We start from the raw sequence: 17,628 nt of genomic DNA on the forward strand, positions 1-17,628 counted from the left end.
TTTATGTACAGGAAAATTACATCTTTTAAAGTTAATTTTTTTGTCATTTTTATTCTGGGTATTTATCTCGAATAGCACAGTTTTAACTCTAGAAACAAAAAAATATACGACTAGTTCATCTTAATAAAAACCATAAATATGATATTTAGAATAAAGGAGCAAATAAGACATAAAAAAAGGAGGCTTTAAGCCTCCTTTTTTTATATACACTAAGTAATTACCGTTTAATAAATTTTATAGTTTTTGAGTTTCCATCTATACTAACTTTTGCCAAATATACACCATCACTTAAAGAAGATACATCAATAGTTTCGGTGGTGTTTGATAAAGACTCTGTTATTACAGGCTGTCCAAGCAAAGAATAAATCTCGATGCCAGTCATAGGCATATTAGAAGTCTCTACGCTGAGAGTTTTTGAATCTATGTTATAGTAATGTGTAAAATTATTTTGTTCAAACAGATTTACGCTTAATGTCTCAGAAACATCTAAAGAAATTAAGAAAAAGAGTCCACCGTTGGCGTCTGCAGTTGTAGCATGTACAGCAAAATAGAAATCACCATCGGTTGTTGGTGTATATGTTGCACTATTGCTGTAAGCATTTGATAGAAGATCAGTAACACCTGCACCAGCTTGAGTTATGCCTGAATATGAGCCAATAACTGTTTGCATTGTAGCCGAGGATGACGGTGCATCTAATGCAACTATGTCAAATGATTCGTTTGCCGTTCCAGGTTGGTCAAAAGCATTGTAAGTCACCGTAAGTTGATATTCTGTATTTGCTACACCGTTTAGAACAGGTAAGAATAGCCATTCATCTTTTGTTGCACCTGTGCCAGGAATCTGTACATTTATAATAGGATCACCATTGCCATCTCCATCTATGTCATTACCTATATTTCGTGTCCAGGTAAAGCCATCCGAGTTAGAATCTTCAACTTCATAACAATCCTCATAGGCGTCTACATTGCTAAAATCCTCAGAAAAAGGTATGCCATAAACTGAACAATCAAAAGCAGATGCATCAGCTTCCGTTGTAAAACTCCAAATTGAAGAGCCAACGGCTTCACCACCAACATTTTTAGCTACAATTTGCCAGTAATATAGCGTACTGTAGTTGTTTCCTGTGATATTAACAGTTGTATTACTAATTGTGCCCAATAATGGAGGGTTAGGATCCGTCCCATAATAAACATCATAAGCAGTCGCAGGATCACCAGTAGTGGCAGGTACCCAGGCTAATGTTACCGAATCGTCACCACCTGGATCATTTATCATAATATTCGTAGCCATGTCAGCTGGTGTAGGCGTTGTCGCAGGATTTGGTGCAGTTGCATTAGAAATCATATCAACATTGTCAATTGCCCATAGGTCACCGTCATCGTTCTCCATTACAAATGCTACATATATGGACTGCCCTATATATGCAGTTAAATCCACAGTATGTTGAGCAAATGGTCCACCTGCCCACAAATCTGCTTCAGTCTGTGTATCAACAATTGTAAAATCAGTGGGAGTAGTTTGTGAAGCTGTTGAAATTCGAACTGTCGCGATACTACCATAATCTATTCCTGAGCTGTCTGTTTGGTCGAATGATAAAATAAAGTTTGTTCCATCGACAGTAAACTGTGGAGTGACTAACCAATCTTCTGCAACACTAAATGCTACATTCTCCCATACAATTATAGCATAAGGGTTGGTAGTCCCAGCGACCATCCAGCTTTGAGCAGTTCCATTGCCGTTATCAAAAACGGCCCAACCAGCTGGTATAACGCCACCACTAAAATCTTCAGGAAATTGCGCATAACTTGATATTGTCATGCATAATGTTAAAAATAATAAAGTAATTTTTTTCATAAAGTTATAAGGATTAATTAATTGTTTATAAGGTACAAATTAAAATTTGTAAGAAAAGTTAATTCTTTAATATTGATAATTTTAACGATTAAGCGTATCGTAATTTGTAATTTTACATTTTTAAGAGCAAGTTTGTTGCGATTATTGGCAAATTGACAATTTTCAGTTAGATAAATGAAAATCACAGAACAAATAAAACAACCCATAGTATATGAAATGGAGCTTTTTGAGCAGAAATTTCAACTTTCAATGGCAAGTAAGGTTGCACTTCTAAATAGAATAACCCATTACATTGTAAACAGAAAAGGAAAACAAATGCGACCTATGTTTGTGTTCCTTGTTGCTAAAATGCTTAATAATGGAGAAGTAAGTGAACGCACATATAGAGGAGCTTCTGTAATTGAACTTATCCATACCGCTACCTTAGTACATGATGATGTTGTAGACGATAGTAATAGAAGACGCGGTTTCTTTTCAATTAATGCTCTTTGGAAAAATAAAATCGCTGTACTTATTGGTGATTACCTTTTATCTAAAGGCCTATTGCTCTCCATTGATAATAATGACTTTGACCTTCTTAAAATTATATCAGTAGCTGTTAGAGAAATGAGTGAAGGTGAGCTATTGCAAATAGAAAAGGCAAGGCAACTGGATATTACAGAGGATGTATACTATGATATTATAAGGCAAAAAACAGCAACTCTTATTGCTGCTTGTTGTAGTCTTGGTGCAGCTTCAGTAAGACCAAACACTCCTCAGGTTGATACCATGCGGAGTTTTGGTGAACTTATTGGTATGGCCTTTCAAATAAAGGATGATCTTTTTGACTATGGTGAAGAGAAAATTGGCAAACCAACAGGTATAGATATAAAGGAACAGAAAATGACCTTGCCATTAATCAATGTATTAAATAACTGCACCAAAAAAGAGAAGTCATGGCTTATTAACTCTGTTAAAAATCACAATAAGGATAAAAAGCGAGTTAAAGAGGTTATAACTTTTGTTAAGGCTAATGGTGGACTTGATTATGCGGTTGCAAAAATGAAATCATTTCAAAAAGAAGCTATGGATTTACTTAGCACATTCCCAGATTCACCATATAAATCTTCACTAGAACTTATGGTAGAGTACGTAATTGATAGAAAAAAATAGTTTATAAACTATTGATAATCAGTATATATTTAAAAAATTATAATTTATTTTACTTTCCAGACAACCATTTTTAAACAAATTGCGTCTTTATAAATAGAAGTGCAATCGTAAAAACAAAAATGAAAGTTATACAACTTCATAAAAACGAATCAAAACTCATTCAAAGAGCATCGAAGAATAATCGAGAAGCACAACACATATTGTATGAGTTACATGCACCAAAAATGTTAAGTGTTTGTAGGTACTATATTAAAGATGTACACCAAGCAGAAGAGGTAATGCTTAACGGATTTTTCAAAGTATTTAAGTATCTCAAAACATTTAAAAGTAATGGTAGTTTTGAAGGTTGGATGAGACGAATTATGGTGAGAGAAGCCATATCATTTTTAAGGCAAAAGAAAAATATAGAATTTGCTACAGAATCCGAATATTTAGAGAAAGATTACTCTAATAATATTAAAACAAATATAGAGGTAGCACAAATTCAGCAGGTAATAGATAGTTTGCCAGAAGGATATAAAATGGTATTTGTGATGTATGCGATTGAAGGATACAAGCATAGTGAGATTGGAGAATTGTTGAATATTTCAGAAGGAACTTCTAAATCTCAATTATTTAAAGCAAGACAGATATTGCAACAGAAGATTAATGAATTAAATAACAGCAGTTATGGCACCAATTAAATTTGAAGAACAACTAAAGGAAAAGCTAGAGAAGCGAACACTGGCACCATCAGCTGAAGGTTGGGCCAAGTTATCTAAAAAACTGGATGCCGATGACAATAAATCTAGAAGACCAATTTATTGGTGGTTAAGCATTGCAGCTGTACTCGTTTTAATGATTGCAATAACGACTCAGGTTTTTGATAGAGAAGAGGGTTCTTCAATTTCACCTCAAATAGTAAATGAAAATCCTATAGAGGTTTTAGAAGATAAAGAAAACCAAAATTTAGAAACTATTGAAACCACAGAATTAGCAATTGATGAAATGGAAATTAATGAAGAAGAATCCAAAGTGGAACCAAGAGGAGCTACAGTTAAAAGCGAGATCAAAAAAATTATTACAAATCAAAAGAATAAGAGAGAACAGCTGGCAGATAACTCCATAAGCTCTACTGAGGAAATTGGAAAACTAGAAGAAGGATTAAACAATAATGACAATATCAATATAAATCAACCAGTTATCGACAAAACTGTTGTTGCAGAAGTCTTAGATAATATTAAATCAGATAAAACACATGTAATAGATAAGGAGGTAGACTCATTACTGAAATTGGCTAGTAAGGAATTAACAAAAAAAGAGTTACTGAAAGCAACAAGTAAGACCGTTGATGCAAATTCATTACTTGAAGAAGTACAGGATGATATGGGTCAATCTTTTAGAAGCCGCGTGTTTGATGCCCTTAAGGATAGTTATGAAACAGTAAAAACTGCTGTAGTGCAGCGTAATAATTAAAATATAGAATCAAATTAAATTATATAAAATCATCAAAAATCGAACAGTTATGAACACAATTACAAGAATCGTTGTCCCATTATTAGTATCATTTATATGCACTATATCTTACGGTCAAACCAAAGAGATTGATAGTGTGAATATTGATTCAATGCAACCTGAGTTAACACGCAAGGCATATAAGAATGAACAAATTGAAATGCTTAAGAAGCAAAAACAAGAGGTTGAGAAGCAGGAGCGCGAGTATTTAAAAGAGGATATCGAAAAGATTAATAAAAGGCTTGATAATGGCGAAATTTCAGCAGCAGAAGCTGAGACTTTAAAGAAACAAGCGGCAGAGAAAAGAGCAGCGAATATTGCTGATAAGTTAGCTATAATTGATAAGAAAATAGCCATTTACGAAAGGACTGATAAAATCTATCAGGCAGATTTACCTAGATCAGAAGGTGATCAAACCATTTTAAGAATTGGAGGCGACGATGATACAAGTGAAAGTTTCATTTATATCGGCAAAAAAGAGGATGATAAACCTAGAAAGTATGATAGGAGAACTACAGAGGATATTGTCTTTGCCATTGGGTTTAACAACGCTATAATCGAAGGGCAAAGTTTCGACGATTCACCATATAAATTAGGAGGGTCAGGATTTGTAGAGCTCGGTTATGCTTGGAAAACAAGAATTTTTGACAACACTAATTTCTGGAGAGTTAAATATGGATTTTCCTTTCAATGGAATAAGTTTGATATGAAAGACAATATGTATCTTGTAAATAACAATGATCAAATAGAATTGCAAGAGTTTGCATTAGATTTAGATAAGGCAAAATTCCGCACCACTAATCTGGTATTCCCAGTTCATTTAGAATTTGGACCATCAAAGAAAATTGAAAAGGATTCATATTTCAGGTATTCCACGCGTAAGCAATTAAAAGTTGGTTTAGGAGGTTATGCAGGTTTAAATATTGGCAGTAGACAGAAATTAAAGTATAAGGAAGATGGCGATAAGATTAAGAATAAAGAAAATGGTGGTTTTGAAGTTAGTGAATTTGTTTATGGACTTAGTGGTTATTTAGCATGGGGAGATGTAGCACTTTATGTAAAGTACGATTTAAATCCATTATTTAAAGATCAAGCCATCGATCAAAATACGATTTCTGTCGGATTAAGATTCGACATGGATTAAATCAATCAAAAAATTGATGAAAAGCCTTTATCTAAATTTAGATAAAGGCTTTTTATTTTAGTATTGCAACAATTCGCAAAGGTGCTCCACTTCCGCCTTTAATTTTCATTGGTAAAGCAACTATTTCAAACCCACTATTAGGTAGTTGGTCTAAATTGGTTAGATTTTCGAATGCTGGGATATTTTTTGATAATAAAATAACATGACTTTGGAAATATTCTGATTGACCATAATCAATACTCGGTGTGTCAATTCCTATAGCATTAATATTGCGTTGTTCCACAATCCATTTGGCAGCATCTGGAGACAGTCCCGGAAAATGAAGCTTTTTAACAGCTTCTTCTCCCTTTTCATCAGTTCCCAAGTACTTGACTCTGTTAGGGTAATATTTTGAAAATCCAGTTTGTAATAAAACAATACTGCCATCAGGTATTTTAGTTTTTTTTTGTTTTTCCCAGGCAATTAAATCATCAATTGTTATTAAATAGTCCGGATTATCAAAGGCGTTTGATGACACATCTATTTTAATGGCATGTCCTACCAGTTTTTCTAGTGGTATTTCATCAACAGTTTGACCTTTCTTTGCGAAATGAATTGGAGCATCTAAATGAGTGCCACCGTGTTCTGCTGTACTGAAATTAAAGGCAGAATAATAATACCCTTTATCAGTTTCACCTTCAAAGACGGTATCTAATTCAAACTCTTTAGCAGTAACCCAATATACAGTTTCGTGCGAATAAGCATGCGAAAGATCAACTAGTCTTCTATCTGATATTTTTTTCAAATTAGATTCATTAGAATCAACAGATTGAGTGTTTTCTTGGTTGCATGTAAACAACAATAAAAGCAGAACATAAATTAACCTTGTTTTCATCTTTTAATCTATTAATTGACAATAATTTTCTTTATCATTTTTCCTTGATTAGATAACACCTCAACATAATATGTACCTGCAGTAAATTTTGAGGTATTTATATGATTTTTATTAGAGGATGTTATTAATCTACCCCAATTGTCATAAATGTCAATCTTTTCTAATTCTATATCATCAGGTAATTGAATTGTAATGCTCTCTTTAGCCGGATTAGGATAAATACTTATATTAGATTGTGGCATATCATTAACCGATAGTAAAGACATAATGCTAAATACTCTTGCATGTCCTGAATCAATACCGTTCCCATCGTTATATTCTGATCCTAATGCTAGAGTAGTTCCGTCTGATGATAAACTTGCATTAGAAGCATAGTCTTCACTCCACTCGCCAAATATTTCGTTACCAATCTGGATCCATGCGTTATTCTGGTTTTCAAAGATTCTTGCGCGTCCTGTATCAGTTGATCCAGAGGTGCTGCCTAATTCACCAATAGCTAAAATCTGGCCATTGGCAGATAAACTAACACTCCATCCTGTTCTATAATAAGCTATTTCTCCAACAATACTTGAGCCAACTTGATTCCAAATTCCTAACTCATATTTAAAGACTCTTACACGACCCGATTGAATTAAGGTGTCAGTGAAATCAGGTTCTCCTATGGCTAGAATACTACCATCTGATGATAGACTTATTCTTCTATTGGTTGATTGACTTCCCGCGGCAATTATTTCAGTTCCTAATAAAGTCCAGGTATCAGAAATATTGTGATAAACTTTAACTGACTCATCATTTGATATGGCCAGAATATTACCCTCTGACGACATATCAATACTTCGTCCAGAATGTTCTGTTGGTAACAAACCAACAATATCATTACCTACTTGATTCCACATGCCTTCTTCAAATTGAAAAACCTGGGTAGTTCCAGCTTCTGGAACAATAGGTGCGCTAGTTGAGCCAATTGCAAGGGTATTACCATCGGATGATAGTTTGATGCTATATCCAAATGAAGAAGCAGATGTATTATTTGGGATATCACTACCTTTTGGTGTCCAAACTCCAGAATTTATATCATAACTAAATACTCTAACTACATCACCCCAACCAGCAGAAGCTAATGTGTTTCCATCTGCAGATATACTTATACTTATGCTTCCTATACCACCAAAATTTTCACCATTAATATCGGTGCCATATAAAGTCCAGACACCTCCAATATTTTTAAATACGCGTATACGCCCTCCTGAACTTGAAGCAACAACACCAGAAGTTATTGCAATAATATTTCCATCAGATGATAGACTTACATTTCGGCCAAATCTGTCGCCAGATAAAAGTCCTTCGATATCATCGCCAATTTGCGTTTGTGAACTGATGTAAGCTGTTGAGCCAAATACAATTATTAATATTAAATGGAAACACTTCTTAATCATACTAATAAATCAATTTTGAATATGAACCTTGAACTAAGTTCGTTGTTTTTCTGATAAAATCAAATTAGTTTCTATTAGCTTTTTCCAAAACAAATAGTTTATCTTAAATTTACAGACTTGCAAAACAACTAATCTTTGATTTCACAGAATACCATATCACAAGTTTTTGAAACGGCTCGCGTAGAAGAGGTGATAGGTGATTTTGTACAGTTGAAAAAGGCAGGTAGTAATTTTAAAGGATTAAGCCCATTCAGCGACGAGCGTACGCCAAGTTTTATGGTTTCACCAGTTAAACAAATCTGGAAGGATTTCTCGACAGGTAAGGGTGGTAACGCCGTCACATTCCTTATGGAACATGAGCATTTTACCTATCCTGAAGCAATTAAGTATTTAGCTAAGAAGTATAATATCGAGGTTGAAGAAACGCAACGTACGGATGAAGAAAAAGCCATTGCTGATGCTCGTGAAAGTCTCTATTTAGTTAGTGAGTATGCCAATACATATTTTCAGAAGATATTAAACAAAACCGACCAAGGAAAAGCTATTGGCTTAAGTTATTTTAAAGAACGGGGTTTTACTGAAGAAATAATTAAGAAGTTTCAATTAGGTTATGCCTTAGATGAGTGGCAAGCTTTTACAGATGATGCCTTAAAAAATGGATATAGTATTGAATTCTTAGAGAAAACAGGTCTTACCATTGTTAAAGAGGAAAAACGATTCGATAGATTTAAGGGAAGGGTGATTTTTCCTATTCATAGTATGAGCGGACGCATTCTTGGATTTGGTGGTCGTATTTTAGGAAATGATAAAAAGGCTGCTAAATACCTTAACTCACCAGAAAGTGAAATTTACCACAAAAGTAAGATACTTTATGGCTTGTATTTTGCAAAGCAAGCCATTGCCAAAGAAGACAATTGTTATTTGGTAGAGGGCTATACAGATGTTATACAATTCTACCAGACTGGGATTAAAAATGTAGTTTCCTCTTCGGGTACTGCTTTAACACCAGAGCAGATAAGATTAGTCAATAGGCTAACAAATAATATTACAGTTCTATTTGATGGTGATGCAGCTGGTATAAGAGCATCTATACGAGGAATAGATTTAATTTTAGAACAAGGTATGAACGTTAAGGTTTGTACATTCCCAGATGGTGAAGATCCGGATAGTTTTGCCAAATCCAATACTCTGGAGGAGCTTTCTAATTACTTGTCTGAAAACGCGAAAGACTTTATTCAATTCAAAGCCTCACTATTGGTTAAAGAAGCCAATAACGATCCTATTAAAAAGGCTGAAACTATTCGCGAAATTGTAAATAGTATTTCTAAAATACCAGATCAGATTAAGCGAGAGGTCTATATCCAAGAATGTGCAAGAATTATGGATATAAGTGAAGATGTTCTGTTTAGTACGTTAGCTCAAATACATAAGAAGGATTTAAAAGAGGCTAATAAACAGTATAAACAAGAGCAGAAGGCTTTTGAGATTATTAAAAATGAAGATCAGGTTAAAGAGAAAGTAAATGTACAGTACGAGTTAGAGCGGAAGATTATTGAGATTTTAATGCTTTATGGTGACAGAACAGAGCAATTTGAAGATCAGGTTTTGAAGGAAGATGATGTTTCAGGTGATTTAATTATGGAACCAACAATTCACGAAGCTCGTGTTTTTGAGAAGATATATTTAGACCTTCAAGAAGACGAAATGATGTTTTCTAACGAAAGATTTAGGGAGTTATATTATTCAATAATTGATAGATTAAATCAAGAAGAAAACTTCTCTACTAAGGATTTTATTAATCAATTAGATCAAGAATCACAATCTACTATTACGAGCATTTTAATGGAAGATGAAAAATATAATCTCCATGATTGGCATAGAAACAATATTATTCCAAAAGAAAAAGAACACACAATATCACAATTAGTTAGCCAGACCATATTGAGTTTACGCTGTTATTTAATTGATCAGAAAGTGGCAGAGTATAAGGAGGATACATTAAGAGAACAATCGAATCCTCGGGCTATATTAGAAGATGTAAAAGACTATGTAGGGCTTAAAATGCTACTCTCTCGTAAATTAGGCAAAGTAATAGGAGGCTATTTTACGAAGTAAGATTATGATGTTTAGACTGATGAATAAGATCAACAATATTGGTTACATTAAGCTTTTTGAATAATCTCGCTTTATATGTACTCACTGTTTTTTCGTTAATATCAAGCTCTTGTGCAATCTCCTTGTTTTTTCTACCTGTTGAAAGTAATTTAAGTACTTCAACTTCTCTTGTAGACAATTTCTTAAATAATCGGCTTCTACTTTTACGAGTGTCTTCGTAACGTAGATGTTTATCCATTTTTTCGCTTAGAGAAACCTCACCTGCATTTACCTTACGTATTGCCATCTCTAAATCTTCAACACTAGCAGATTTGCTTAAATAGCCAGAAGCACCAGCTTTAATTGTACTAACAGCATAGATTTCCTCAGGCTGATGGCTGAATATTAATACTCTAACATCTTTGTTTTCTTTTTTAATGGCTCTTAGTGCAGTAATGCCATTGAGCTCTGGTAAATCAATTTCAGAAACAATAACATCAACATCATTTCGTCTTATAAATTCAAAAATTTCTATACCACTATTTAGCTTACCTACTATGTTAAAATCAGGCTTGTCGCCTAAAAATAAATCAAGGCCTGTTCTTACTATAGGATGACTGTCAACAATCAATATATTTACCATGATAATTGAGTTTAGCATTGGTTAGGATAATGTCAATAAAATAAGCTAATTAAGGCCCAATATGTCAGAAGATTCGTTAAACAAAAGTAACGAAAAATTTATCAGAATCATAAATTTAATCGTTAAACTGCAAAAATCACCTTAAAATATTAGGGATTTCGCAAATTGGTATAGGAATCATCTTGTGTTTGTTCAACGTATTGTAGCGTCTGTAGATTTTAAAAACTTCTAACTTTCTTCCTGTGAAATCACTTTCTTTTTTTCCAATATCATCCATTTTCATAGCCCATTCTAACTCAGGATAAGAAGCACCTATTTGATCTTCATCTGTTCTATTATCACCCCAAAGGCCATCAGTTGGTGGTGCATCTATAATTTCTTGGTTTACATTTAAGAATTCCGCTAAACGGTATACATCTGTTTTTAATAAATCTGCAATAGGACTTAAATCTACTCCACCATCACCATATTTTGTATAAAAACCAATTCCAAAATCTTCAACCTTATTACCAGTTCCAGCAACCAAAAGTTTTTCTAAAGCTGCAAAATAATATAATGAGGTCATTCTAAGTCTTGCTCTTGTATTTGCTAAAGACATAAAGCGACTTTCCTCATCTTCTACTTTAGGAAGAGATTCAACTAGGCTGTCAAATACGGTTGTGAGATTTACTTGGGTCATCCTAACTTTTGGAAATCTTTCTTTTAGCCAATCGATATGGTTTAATGCTCTAGAAACTTGATTTTCAGATTGATGTATTGGCATTTCAAGACAAAGTACTTCTAGGCCAGTCATTGCACACAATGTTGAAGTTAAAGCAGAGTCAATACCACCAGATACTCCTACTACGAATCCCTTAACTTTTGCGTTTACCGCATAATCTTTTAACCAATTTACAATGTAATCTACGACCTTTTCTGTGTGCATAATTTTTAGAATATTTTAATATAAAAGAAATGTACCTTTGCACAACAAAAATAACGGAAACGTGTTAGGATTAAAAATGTTTTACCAAATACAAATGCGATTTTACATTATTTTATTGTTGACCATGGTTTTGGTTTCATGTGCCGATGAAAATGGTTTAGAGGAAGAGATTGCGAAAATTGAGGTAGAATATACTATAGAGCGATTTGATATAGCCTTTTATAGTGCTCAAGCAGAAGATCTACCTAGATTAAAACAAACGTATCCTTTTCTGTTTTCTAAGCAAATTCCTGATACCATTTGGGTGAAACGAATGAACGACACACTGCAAAAGAGCTTATTAGAAGAAGTAAATAAAGCATTTCCAGAATTGAAGCAAACAAAGAAAGAATTAACAAGTCTTTTTCAGCATTTAAGGTATTATGATAAAACATTTAACCTACCGCGTGTAATTACACTTACTAATGACGTGGCTTACAGAGATAAAACTATTGTTACAGATTCTATTACCTTAATTGCCCTTGATAATTTTTTAGGTGAAAATCATGAGTTTTATCAGAATATACCAAGATATCTGGCACGTAATATGAGAAAGGAACAGATTGTGGTTGATGTTGTTAATGGTTATGCGGAAAAATATGTTTATCAAACCAACAGGAAGAGCTTGCTGGATGAAATGATCTATTATGGGAAACTTCTATATTTTAAAGATGTTATGCTTCCAAATAAATCAGATGCTGAAAAAATAGGCTACACTAAAGATCAATTAAAATGGGCGGAATCCAATGAAGGTCCTATTTGGAGCTATTTTGTAGAAAAAGAACTTTTGTACAGTACAGATAGTAAATTACCACCACGATTTATAATAGATGCCCCTTTTTCGAAGTTTTATTTAGAATTAGACAGGGAGTCACCTGGAAGATTAGGGCAGTATATAGGTTGGCAAATAGTGAAAGCTTATGCGGATAAATCCGAAGAATCAGTTTTTGATATAATGAGAAAGGATTCTGAAGAAATTTTTAGAAAATCAAAATTTAAACCAAGAAAATAATGGCTAAAACCATAAAAAGTAAAATAGAGCTTAATGTAGAGCTAGATGAAAATCGAGTACCAGAGAAACTTAAATGGTCAGCTCAAGATGGAGGAGTAGATAATGAAGATGCAAAGGCAATTATGCTCTCGGTTTGGGACAGCAAGGCTCAAGAGACTTTAAAGATAGACTTGTGGACAAAGGATATGCCAGTTGATGAGATGAAACTGTTTTTTCATCAAACTTTGGTTACCATGAGCGATACTTTTATGCGCGCCACACAAGACGAAAAAATGACTGCTACTATGAAGGATTTCTGTGATTATTTCGCTGAAAAATTAGAACTAAAAAAAGAATAAATAATTAGTTGATGTCTCGAATTGTGTTAAAATATGGATTAGCATTAAATGATTCAGAATCAGTTACACTTGCATAATCAGGATTTATTCTTTTTAATCTCATAAATCCACTTTTATCATATATTTCCCAGATAGTAAGTTCGTTGAATTTACCCAAGCGTGTTTGTTGATCTAACTTGTTTTGCTCAATCAATTCTTTTACAATATTCTTATCTCCTGCACGTCTTATAATCCTAGAACTATTTCCGTTTTGGATTTTACTTAAAATCCAATATCCAACAACAACCTTATTTTTTGGTTTTTCTACTATGGCCTTTCCCTCTGCGACATTTAGACCTTTAGCAGTTTCATAAGTTTCACTTTCATATAAAGAGGTCTCTGTAAATTCTGAAGTGACAAGTATTGGCTTATTACGCAGAAGCGTCATTATAATTAATTTATCATTAAGTTTTACTTCGGTTGTATATCTCCCAACGGGAATTTCATTTAATGGAATAGTTGCATTAATACTATTAACTGTAAATCTTTTTTCAAAATCTTTATTAAAAATTTCTACAGAATAAATTGTCCGATTACTATTAAGTATGAGACTGTCACCAGAGTTATTTAAATTATGCTTTAGCTCTTGCGCTCTATAATTTATATTCTGAAATAAAGTAGAATTTTGACCATACATAAATGCAGTCAAAAACAAAAATACGAAGGTATATCTTGTAGTTTTCATAAGCAGGTTTGTTGAGGGCAATGCCTGCGCTAAAAAATTAGCGAGGGTTTTTAATTATGTTAAAACTAAAAACAAAGTATAAATAGATACTAAATTGTAGATAATTTGCAAATTTTATGGGATAATCTGCGCTTGGCAACAAATTTCTGGGTTTAAAATCAACTAAAACTCATTATTAAATTACCTCAATTATCATTAAAATGTGCCACTAAATGTAGACTTTAAGTAAGCTGAATAGTTTGGTTTAAGGGCTTCTTTTAACGTATGGTTAGTCCATGCAATGCGCTCATGATTAATGATTTCTAATTCCCATATACAAGGTGCTAAACCGTTGCCAGAAATCTTTTCAAATTCAAATAAGTTATCATAGTCGCTTTTGAAAATTAAAGTGTTGAGCATGTTTTTACCAACCCACCAATTAATTAATGAAAAGATACCTTCGGTTCCTGCATGAAGAATTAAGAAACCAATATTTTCATGTTCAGTATTAAAACCATTTTTAATCTTTAACCAGTCTGTAAGTTGAACTTTTACATTTTCATAAAAAGAATTATAATTGAAATCCGTGTCCTTAGAGATTGTATAGATTTTAATTTTCCAACCATTAACATCCAATATTTCTTTAAATTCTATATGTCGTTTTTTATACATAGGCACTTTAGTTTAGCTATAAATAAAAACTAAATCTATTATCACTCAGCAGAGTCATAGACTATTTTCCCGCCAAAGATAGTCATGGTAATTTTAGTGTCTAGTATTTCATTTTCATCTACTGTCATTAAATCTTGGTCGTAAATAGTGAAATCAGCTAATTTGCCAACTGAGATAGATCCTTTTATATCTTCTTCAAAAGCACCAAAGGCCGGGTCTAATGTGTAAGATTTTAAGGCTTGCGCTCTTGTCATTTTCTGTTCTGGTTCATAACCTCCTTCAGGTGTGCCTTTTAACGTTTTTCTGCTTACACTTGCATAAAAACTTGGAATAGGATTAACAGGTTCAACAGGTACATCTGTACCATTAACTATTGGAACGCCGCTTTGTAACAAGGATTGCCACATATATGCCCCTTCTTTGATACGTTTTTCTCCTAATCTATCAATTGCCCATGGCCTGTCAGAAGACATGTGTACTGCCTGCATAGCTGGAATAACTTGTAATTCTGCAAAACGAGGTATATCTTCTGGGTGTAAATGTTGTGCATGTTCAATTCTAAATCTGTGGTCAGAAACTGATGAAGGAACTTCTTTGAACGCAATTTCGTAACGATCCAGGATTTCCCTATTGGCTCTGTCGCCAATGGCATGTGAGCAAACCTGGAATCCGTATTTCAGTCCATTTATAGCTGTTTTTTTAACAAATTCCATAGGTAGTGTTTCATGACCAAAATGACCTGGTCTGTCAGAGTAAGGTTCTAATAACCATGCGCCTCTAGAGCCTAAAGCGCCATCGCAATTAAGTTTTACAGATCTAATTGTAAAGAGATTATCAGAATCTACCATTGTTCCTTTATTGAACCACTCATTTAATAAATCTTCATCCCAACCTGTTAACATGGCATAAATGCGTGTTTCCATCTTACCTTCAGCTTTCATTTTATTGTAGAGTTCGATGGTTTCCCTTGGGATACCAGCATCATGAAAACTTGTGATTCCATTTTTATGGCAAGCTTTAACTGCAAGTTCAAAGGCTTTAATATCAGATTCTGGAGTTCTCTCAGGTATATGTTGAGTAATTAGAGTTTGAGCACGCTCATTAAATACGCCAGTTGGTTTGCCAGAAGCATCAACTAGGACTTCACCACCTTCCACTTCATATTCTTTTACGCCATCTATTGATAAATTAATTAAACCAGCAATTTCCATTGCTTTTTCATTTGCAAATCCAGCATGGCCACTAGCATGTCTTAGATAAACTGGGTTATCAGGCGAGACCTCGCTCAGTAAATAATGTGTCTGAAAACCATGAACTGTTTCTGCTGGCATACTATCCCATTTGCTTTGATGCCATCCTCTTCCGGTTATCCACTCTCCAGGTTTTACAGTTTTTACTCGTTCGGCAACAGCGTCAACGATGGATTGGTAACTGGTTGTATTCATCAAGTCCAAGTTTAGTTCATTATAACCTAAACCCATAAAATGGCCATGGCCCTCTATTAAACCTGGTGTCATGGTTTTCCCTTCTAAATCAATCAACTTTGTATCCTTAGTTTTAAATTCATTAGCGTCTTCCAAACTACCCGTAAATATTATTTTGTCATTTTTGATTGCCACAGCTTCAACTGTTATTAGCGAATCTACTGTATATATTGTGCCACCGTAAATGAGCATTGTAGCGGATTCATTTTTGGGATTTGAACATGATATAAAAACGAAGTTAAACGCTAAGGCAAATAGATAGAAGTTTCTAATGTTCATGGTATTTTATTTTTTGACCATGAATTTACAATAATCATAAGAAATAAAAGATTATGCTTTTATGATTTATTATCCAAATTGGTTTTTATTATAGGTTAGGGCAAGATCAATCCAATATTCCAGATCCTTATCCTTATCAAATCCATCAGGAGTTATAAAAATGAAACCTTTCATTGGACGCCCAGTAAAATCCATTGGTAAGCATTCAGGATTATTGATTACATTGGCATATGCTAGTTCACTAATTTTTAGCATCAATAGGCTATCGCCATATTTTTTATCGATATGGGTGCCGCAGCACATTTTGTTATTTACCATAAAAACTATGCCACCCATCATTTTCTTAGGTTGAAAGGGTATATTTCTAGATTTGATATTTTGAGATATTCTTTCGGCCAAATATTCGTCGTAAGCCATTCTTATGTCTTTAAATATTATTAAAGCTAGCGTGAATTTCTAGATATAGCAGTAGTGTAAAAGGGTGTGTGATTAAAACAATCTGAATCTGAATTGGTAATGAAATTTCTATCTAAAGACTGGCCTTTCATGAATTTAGTAGTATCATATACCTCCCAGATTGTCACTCTATTTTTTCTACCACTTGCTGTTTTTATCTCGATTTTGTTTTGTTTTATCAATTTATAAATCATGTCCTCCTGAACGAGTTTCTTCGTTTTAGATGAACTATTACCATTATTAATTTCTTTAACTACCCAATAATATTTATTAGATCTTTCAGATGGCCTTTTCAACCGAGTATTTAATAAAGCCGCAGGACTGTGATGATATCTTGTATTATCTCTTTCTGAAGCTATGGTTTCATTATCTATACCCTCGGAACTGACTTCAACAATAGATTCTTCTTCTTTCTTATCTACAATTGCCACTTCCTCACTTATTTCTTCAGTTGATGATTCTACAAACTCCTCTTTGTTTATTTCAATTACAGCGAGAGTTTCATTGGGTATGGATTCAGTCTCTATTCCTGGTTCAGCAATAGAAATATCCCCTACTTCCATTAATAATGCCTCTTTTGCCGTAACATGCCTAATAAGAGTCATTATGATACGTCTATCACTTAAAACGGCTTCAACAACATATCTTCCTTCTGGTAAGTCCGTAATGGGAATTTTACTTTTATATCTATTTATGGCAACTTTTTTTTCATAAAAGCTGTTGTAGATTTCAATTTGATAGATGGTCTGATTACTTTCTAAAAGCAAGGTGTCACCATCCTTATTTAAATCGTGTTTTAAGTCCTTAGCACGGAAATTAAAATTTTTTAAAAGACTTGTTTTTTGAGAAAATGCAAACACAGAGGAAAGCATAAAAAGTATCAAAATAAATACTCTAGTCATTGATAAATGGCTTAATTAAATTAATTAAAGCTATTGTAAGACTTGAGGAGATTTAGCTTTCTTCTTTAAAGGTAATGCTTCAATTAATTTTAGCAATATTTTATTTTAACAATTCCAGATAAATAG

At 33.4% G+C, this 17,628-nt stretch carries 17 protein-coding genes; 7 read left to right on the top strand and 10 right to left on the bottom strand.

Annotated features, from left to right (window positions below; all coding sequences use genetic code 11):
* Positions 1–217 precede the first annotated feature (217 nt).
* On the bottom strand, positions 218–1,855 hold the full coding sequence (locus ACFWV9_RS13795) for a choice-of-anchor J domain-containing protein (protein WP_411895817.1): 1,638 nt from the start codon (positions 1,853–1,855) through the stop codon (positions 218–220).
* A gap of 174 nt (positions 1,856–2,029) precedes the next feature.
* Between ACFWV9_RS13795 and ACFWV9_RS13800 the strand changes: the two genes are divergently transcribed.
* The 4 genes from ACFWV9_RS13800 (at position 2,030) to ACFWV9_RS13815 (ending at position 5,645) form a co-directional block, all read left to right on the top strand.
* Entirely contained in the window at positions 2,030–3,007 is a 978-nt protein-coding gene (locus tag ACFWV9_RS13800) for a polyprenyl synthetase family protein (RefSeq protein WP_411895818.1), read from the top strand.
* Positions 3,008–3,126: 119 nt separating this feature from the next.
* Positions 3,127–3,690, top strand: coding sequence for an RNA polymerase sigma factor (locus ACFWV9_RS13805; RefSeq protein ID WP_411895819.1), 564 nt, complete (start codon positions 3,127–3,129; stop codon positions 3,688–3,690).
* Positions 3,677–4,462 (top strand): hypothetical protein, encoded by a 786-nt coding sequence (locus ACFWV9_RS13810; RefSeq protein WP_411895820.1) that lies wholly within the window; start codon positions 3,677–3,679, stop codon positions 4,460–4,462. Before ACFWV9_RS13805 ends, ACFWV9_RS13810 begins: the two co-directional genes overlap by 14 nt.
* Before the next feature lie 49 nt (positions 4,463–4,511).
* Positions 4,512–5,645: a hypothetical protein gene (locus ACFWV9_RS13815; protein WP_411895821.1), complete on the top strand. Its 1,134-nt coding sequence runs from the start codon at positions 4,512–4,514 to the stop codon at positions 5,643–5,645.
* 52 nt (positions 5,646–5,697) lie between these two features.
* Here ACFWV9_RS13815 and ACFWV9_RS13820 read toward each other — a convergent pair whose 3' ends face one another.
* A complete protein-coding gene (locus ACFWV9_RS13820) occupies positions 5,698–6,519 on the bottom strand; it encodes a cyclase family protein (protein ID WP_411895822.1) in 822 nt (273 codons plus the stop codon).
* An 11-nt stretch (positions 6,520–6,530) separates the two neighbouring features.
* A complete protein-coding gene (locus tag ACFWV9_RS13825; protein ID WP_411895823.1) occupies positions 6,531–7,955 on the bottom strand; it encodes a T9SS type A sorting domain-containing protein in 1,425 nt (474 codons plus the stop codon).
* A 135-nt stretch (positions 7,956–8,090) separates the two neighbouring features.
* Between ACFWV9_RS13825 and dnaG the strand changes: the two genes are divergently transcribed.
* The gene (gene dnaG, locus ACFWV9_RS13830) at positions 8,091–10,070 is read left to right on the top strand and encodes a DNA primase (protein ID WP_411895824.1); all 1,980 of its coding nucleotides are present in this window, start codon (positions 8,091–8,093) and stop codon (positions 10,068–10,070) included.
* On the opposite strand, the gene ACFWV9_RS13835 is transcribed toward dnaG, so the two are convergent.
* Positions 10,060–10,692 (bottom strand): response regulator, encoded by a 633-nt coding sequence (locus ACFWV9_RS13835; RefSeq protein WP_411895825.1) that lies wholly within the window; start codon positions 10,690–10,692, stop codon positions 10,060–10,062. The genes dnaG and ACFWV9_RS13835 overlap by 11 nt on opposite strands.
* A gap of 136 nt (positions 10,693–10,828) precedes the next feature.
* A complete protein-coding gene (gene nadE, locus ACFWV9_RS13840) occupies positions 10,829–11,617 on the bottom strand; it encodes an NAD(+) synthase (RefSeq protein ID WP_411895826.1) in 789 nt (262 codons plus the stop codon).
* Positions 11,618–11,711: 94 nt separating this feature from the next.
* Between nadE and gldB the strand changes: the two genes are divergently transcribed.
* Both gldB and gldC read left to right on the top strand, forming a co-directional pair.
* Positions 11,712–12,668: a gliding motility lipoprotein GldB gene (gldB, locus tag ACFWV9_RS13845; RefSeq protein ID WP_411895827.1), complete on the top strand. Its 957-nt coding sequence runs from the start codon at positions 11,712–11,714 to the stop codon at positions 12,666–12,668.
* Entirely contained in the window at positions 12,668–13,006 is a 339-nt protein-coding gene (gldC, locus tag ACFWV9_RS13850; protein WP_411895828.1) for a gliding motility protein GldC, read from the top strand. The genes gldB and gldC overlap by 1 nt, the downstream gene beginning before the upstream one ends.
* A gap of 4 nt (positions 13,007–13,010) precedes the next feature.
* Here the strand turns inward: gldC and ACFWV9_RS13855 are convergent, their stop codons facing one another.
* The 5 genes from ACFWV9_RS13855 to ACFWV9_RS13875 all read right to left on the bottom strand — a co-directional run bounded on the left by ACFWV9_RS13855 (position 13,011) and on the right by ACFWV9_RS13875 (position 17,502).
* Positions 13,011–13,730, bottom strand: a complete 720-nt coding sequence (locus ACFWV9_RS13855; RefSeq protein WP_411895829.1) for a hypothetical protein — start codon at positions 13,728–13,730, stop codon at positions 13,011–13,013.
* Positions 13,731–13,925: 195 nt separating this feature from the next.
* The gene (locus tag ACFWV9_RS13860) at positions 13,926–14,381 is read right to left on the bottom strand and encodes a hypothetical protein (RefSeq protein ID WP_411895830.1); all 456 of its coding nucleotides are present in this window, start codon (positions 14,379–14,381) and stop codon (positions 13,926–13,928) included.
* 41 nt (positions 14,382–14,422) lie between these two features.
* On the bottom strand, positions 14,423–16,144 hold the full coding sequence (locus ACFWV9_RS13865) for an amidohydrolase (RefSeq protein ID WP_411895831.1): 1,722 nt from the start codon (positions 16,142–16,144) through the stop codon (positions 14,423–14,425).
* Between the two features lie 69 nt (positions 16,145–16,213).
* Entirely contained in the window at positions 16,214–16,561 is a 348-nt protein-coding gene (locus ACFWV9_RS13870; protein WP_411895832.1) for a TfoX/Sxy family protein, read from the bottom strand.
* A gap of 26 nt (positions 16,562–16,587) precedes the next feature.
* Entirely contained in the window at positions 16,588–17,502 is a 915-nt protein-coding gene (locus tag ACFWV9_RS13875) for a hypothetical protein (protein WP_411895833.1), read from the bottom strand.
* Positions 17,503–17,628 lie beyond the last annotated feature (126 nt).

The organism is Winogradskyella sp. A2 (assembly GCF_046762865.1).
In the GTDB taxonomy this organism is placed as follows: domain Bacteria; phylum Bacteroidota; class Bacteroidia; order Flavobacteriales; family Flavobacteriaceae; genus Winogradskyella.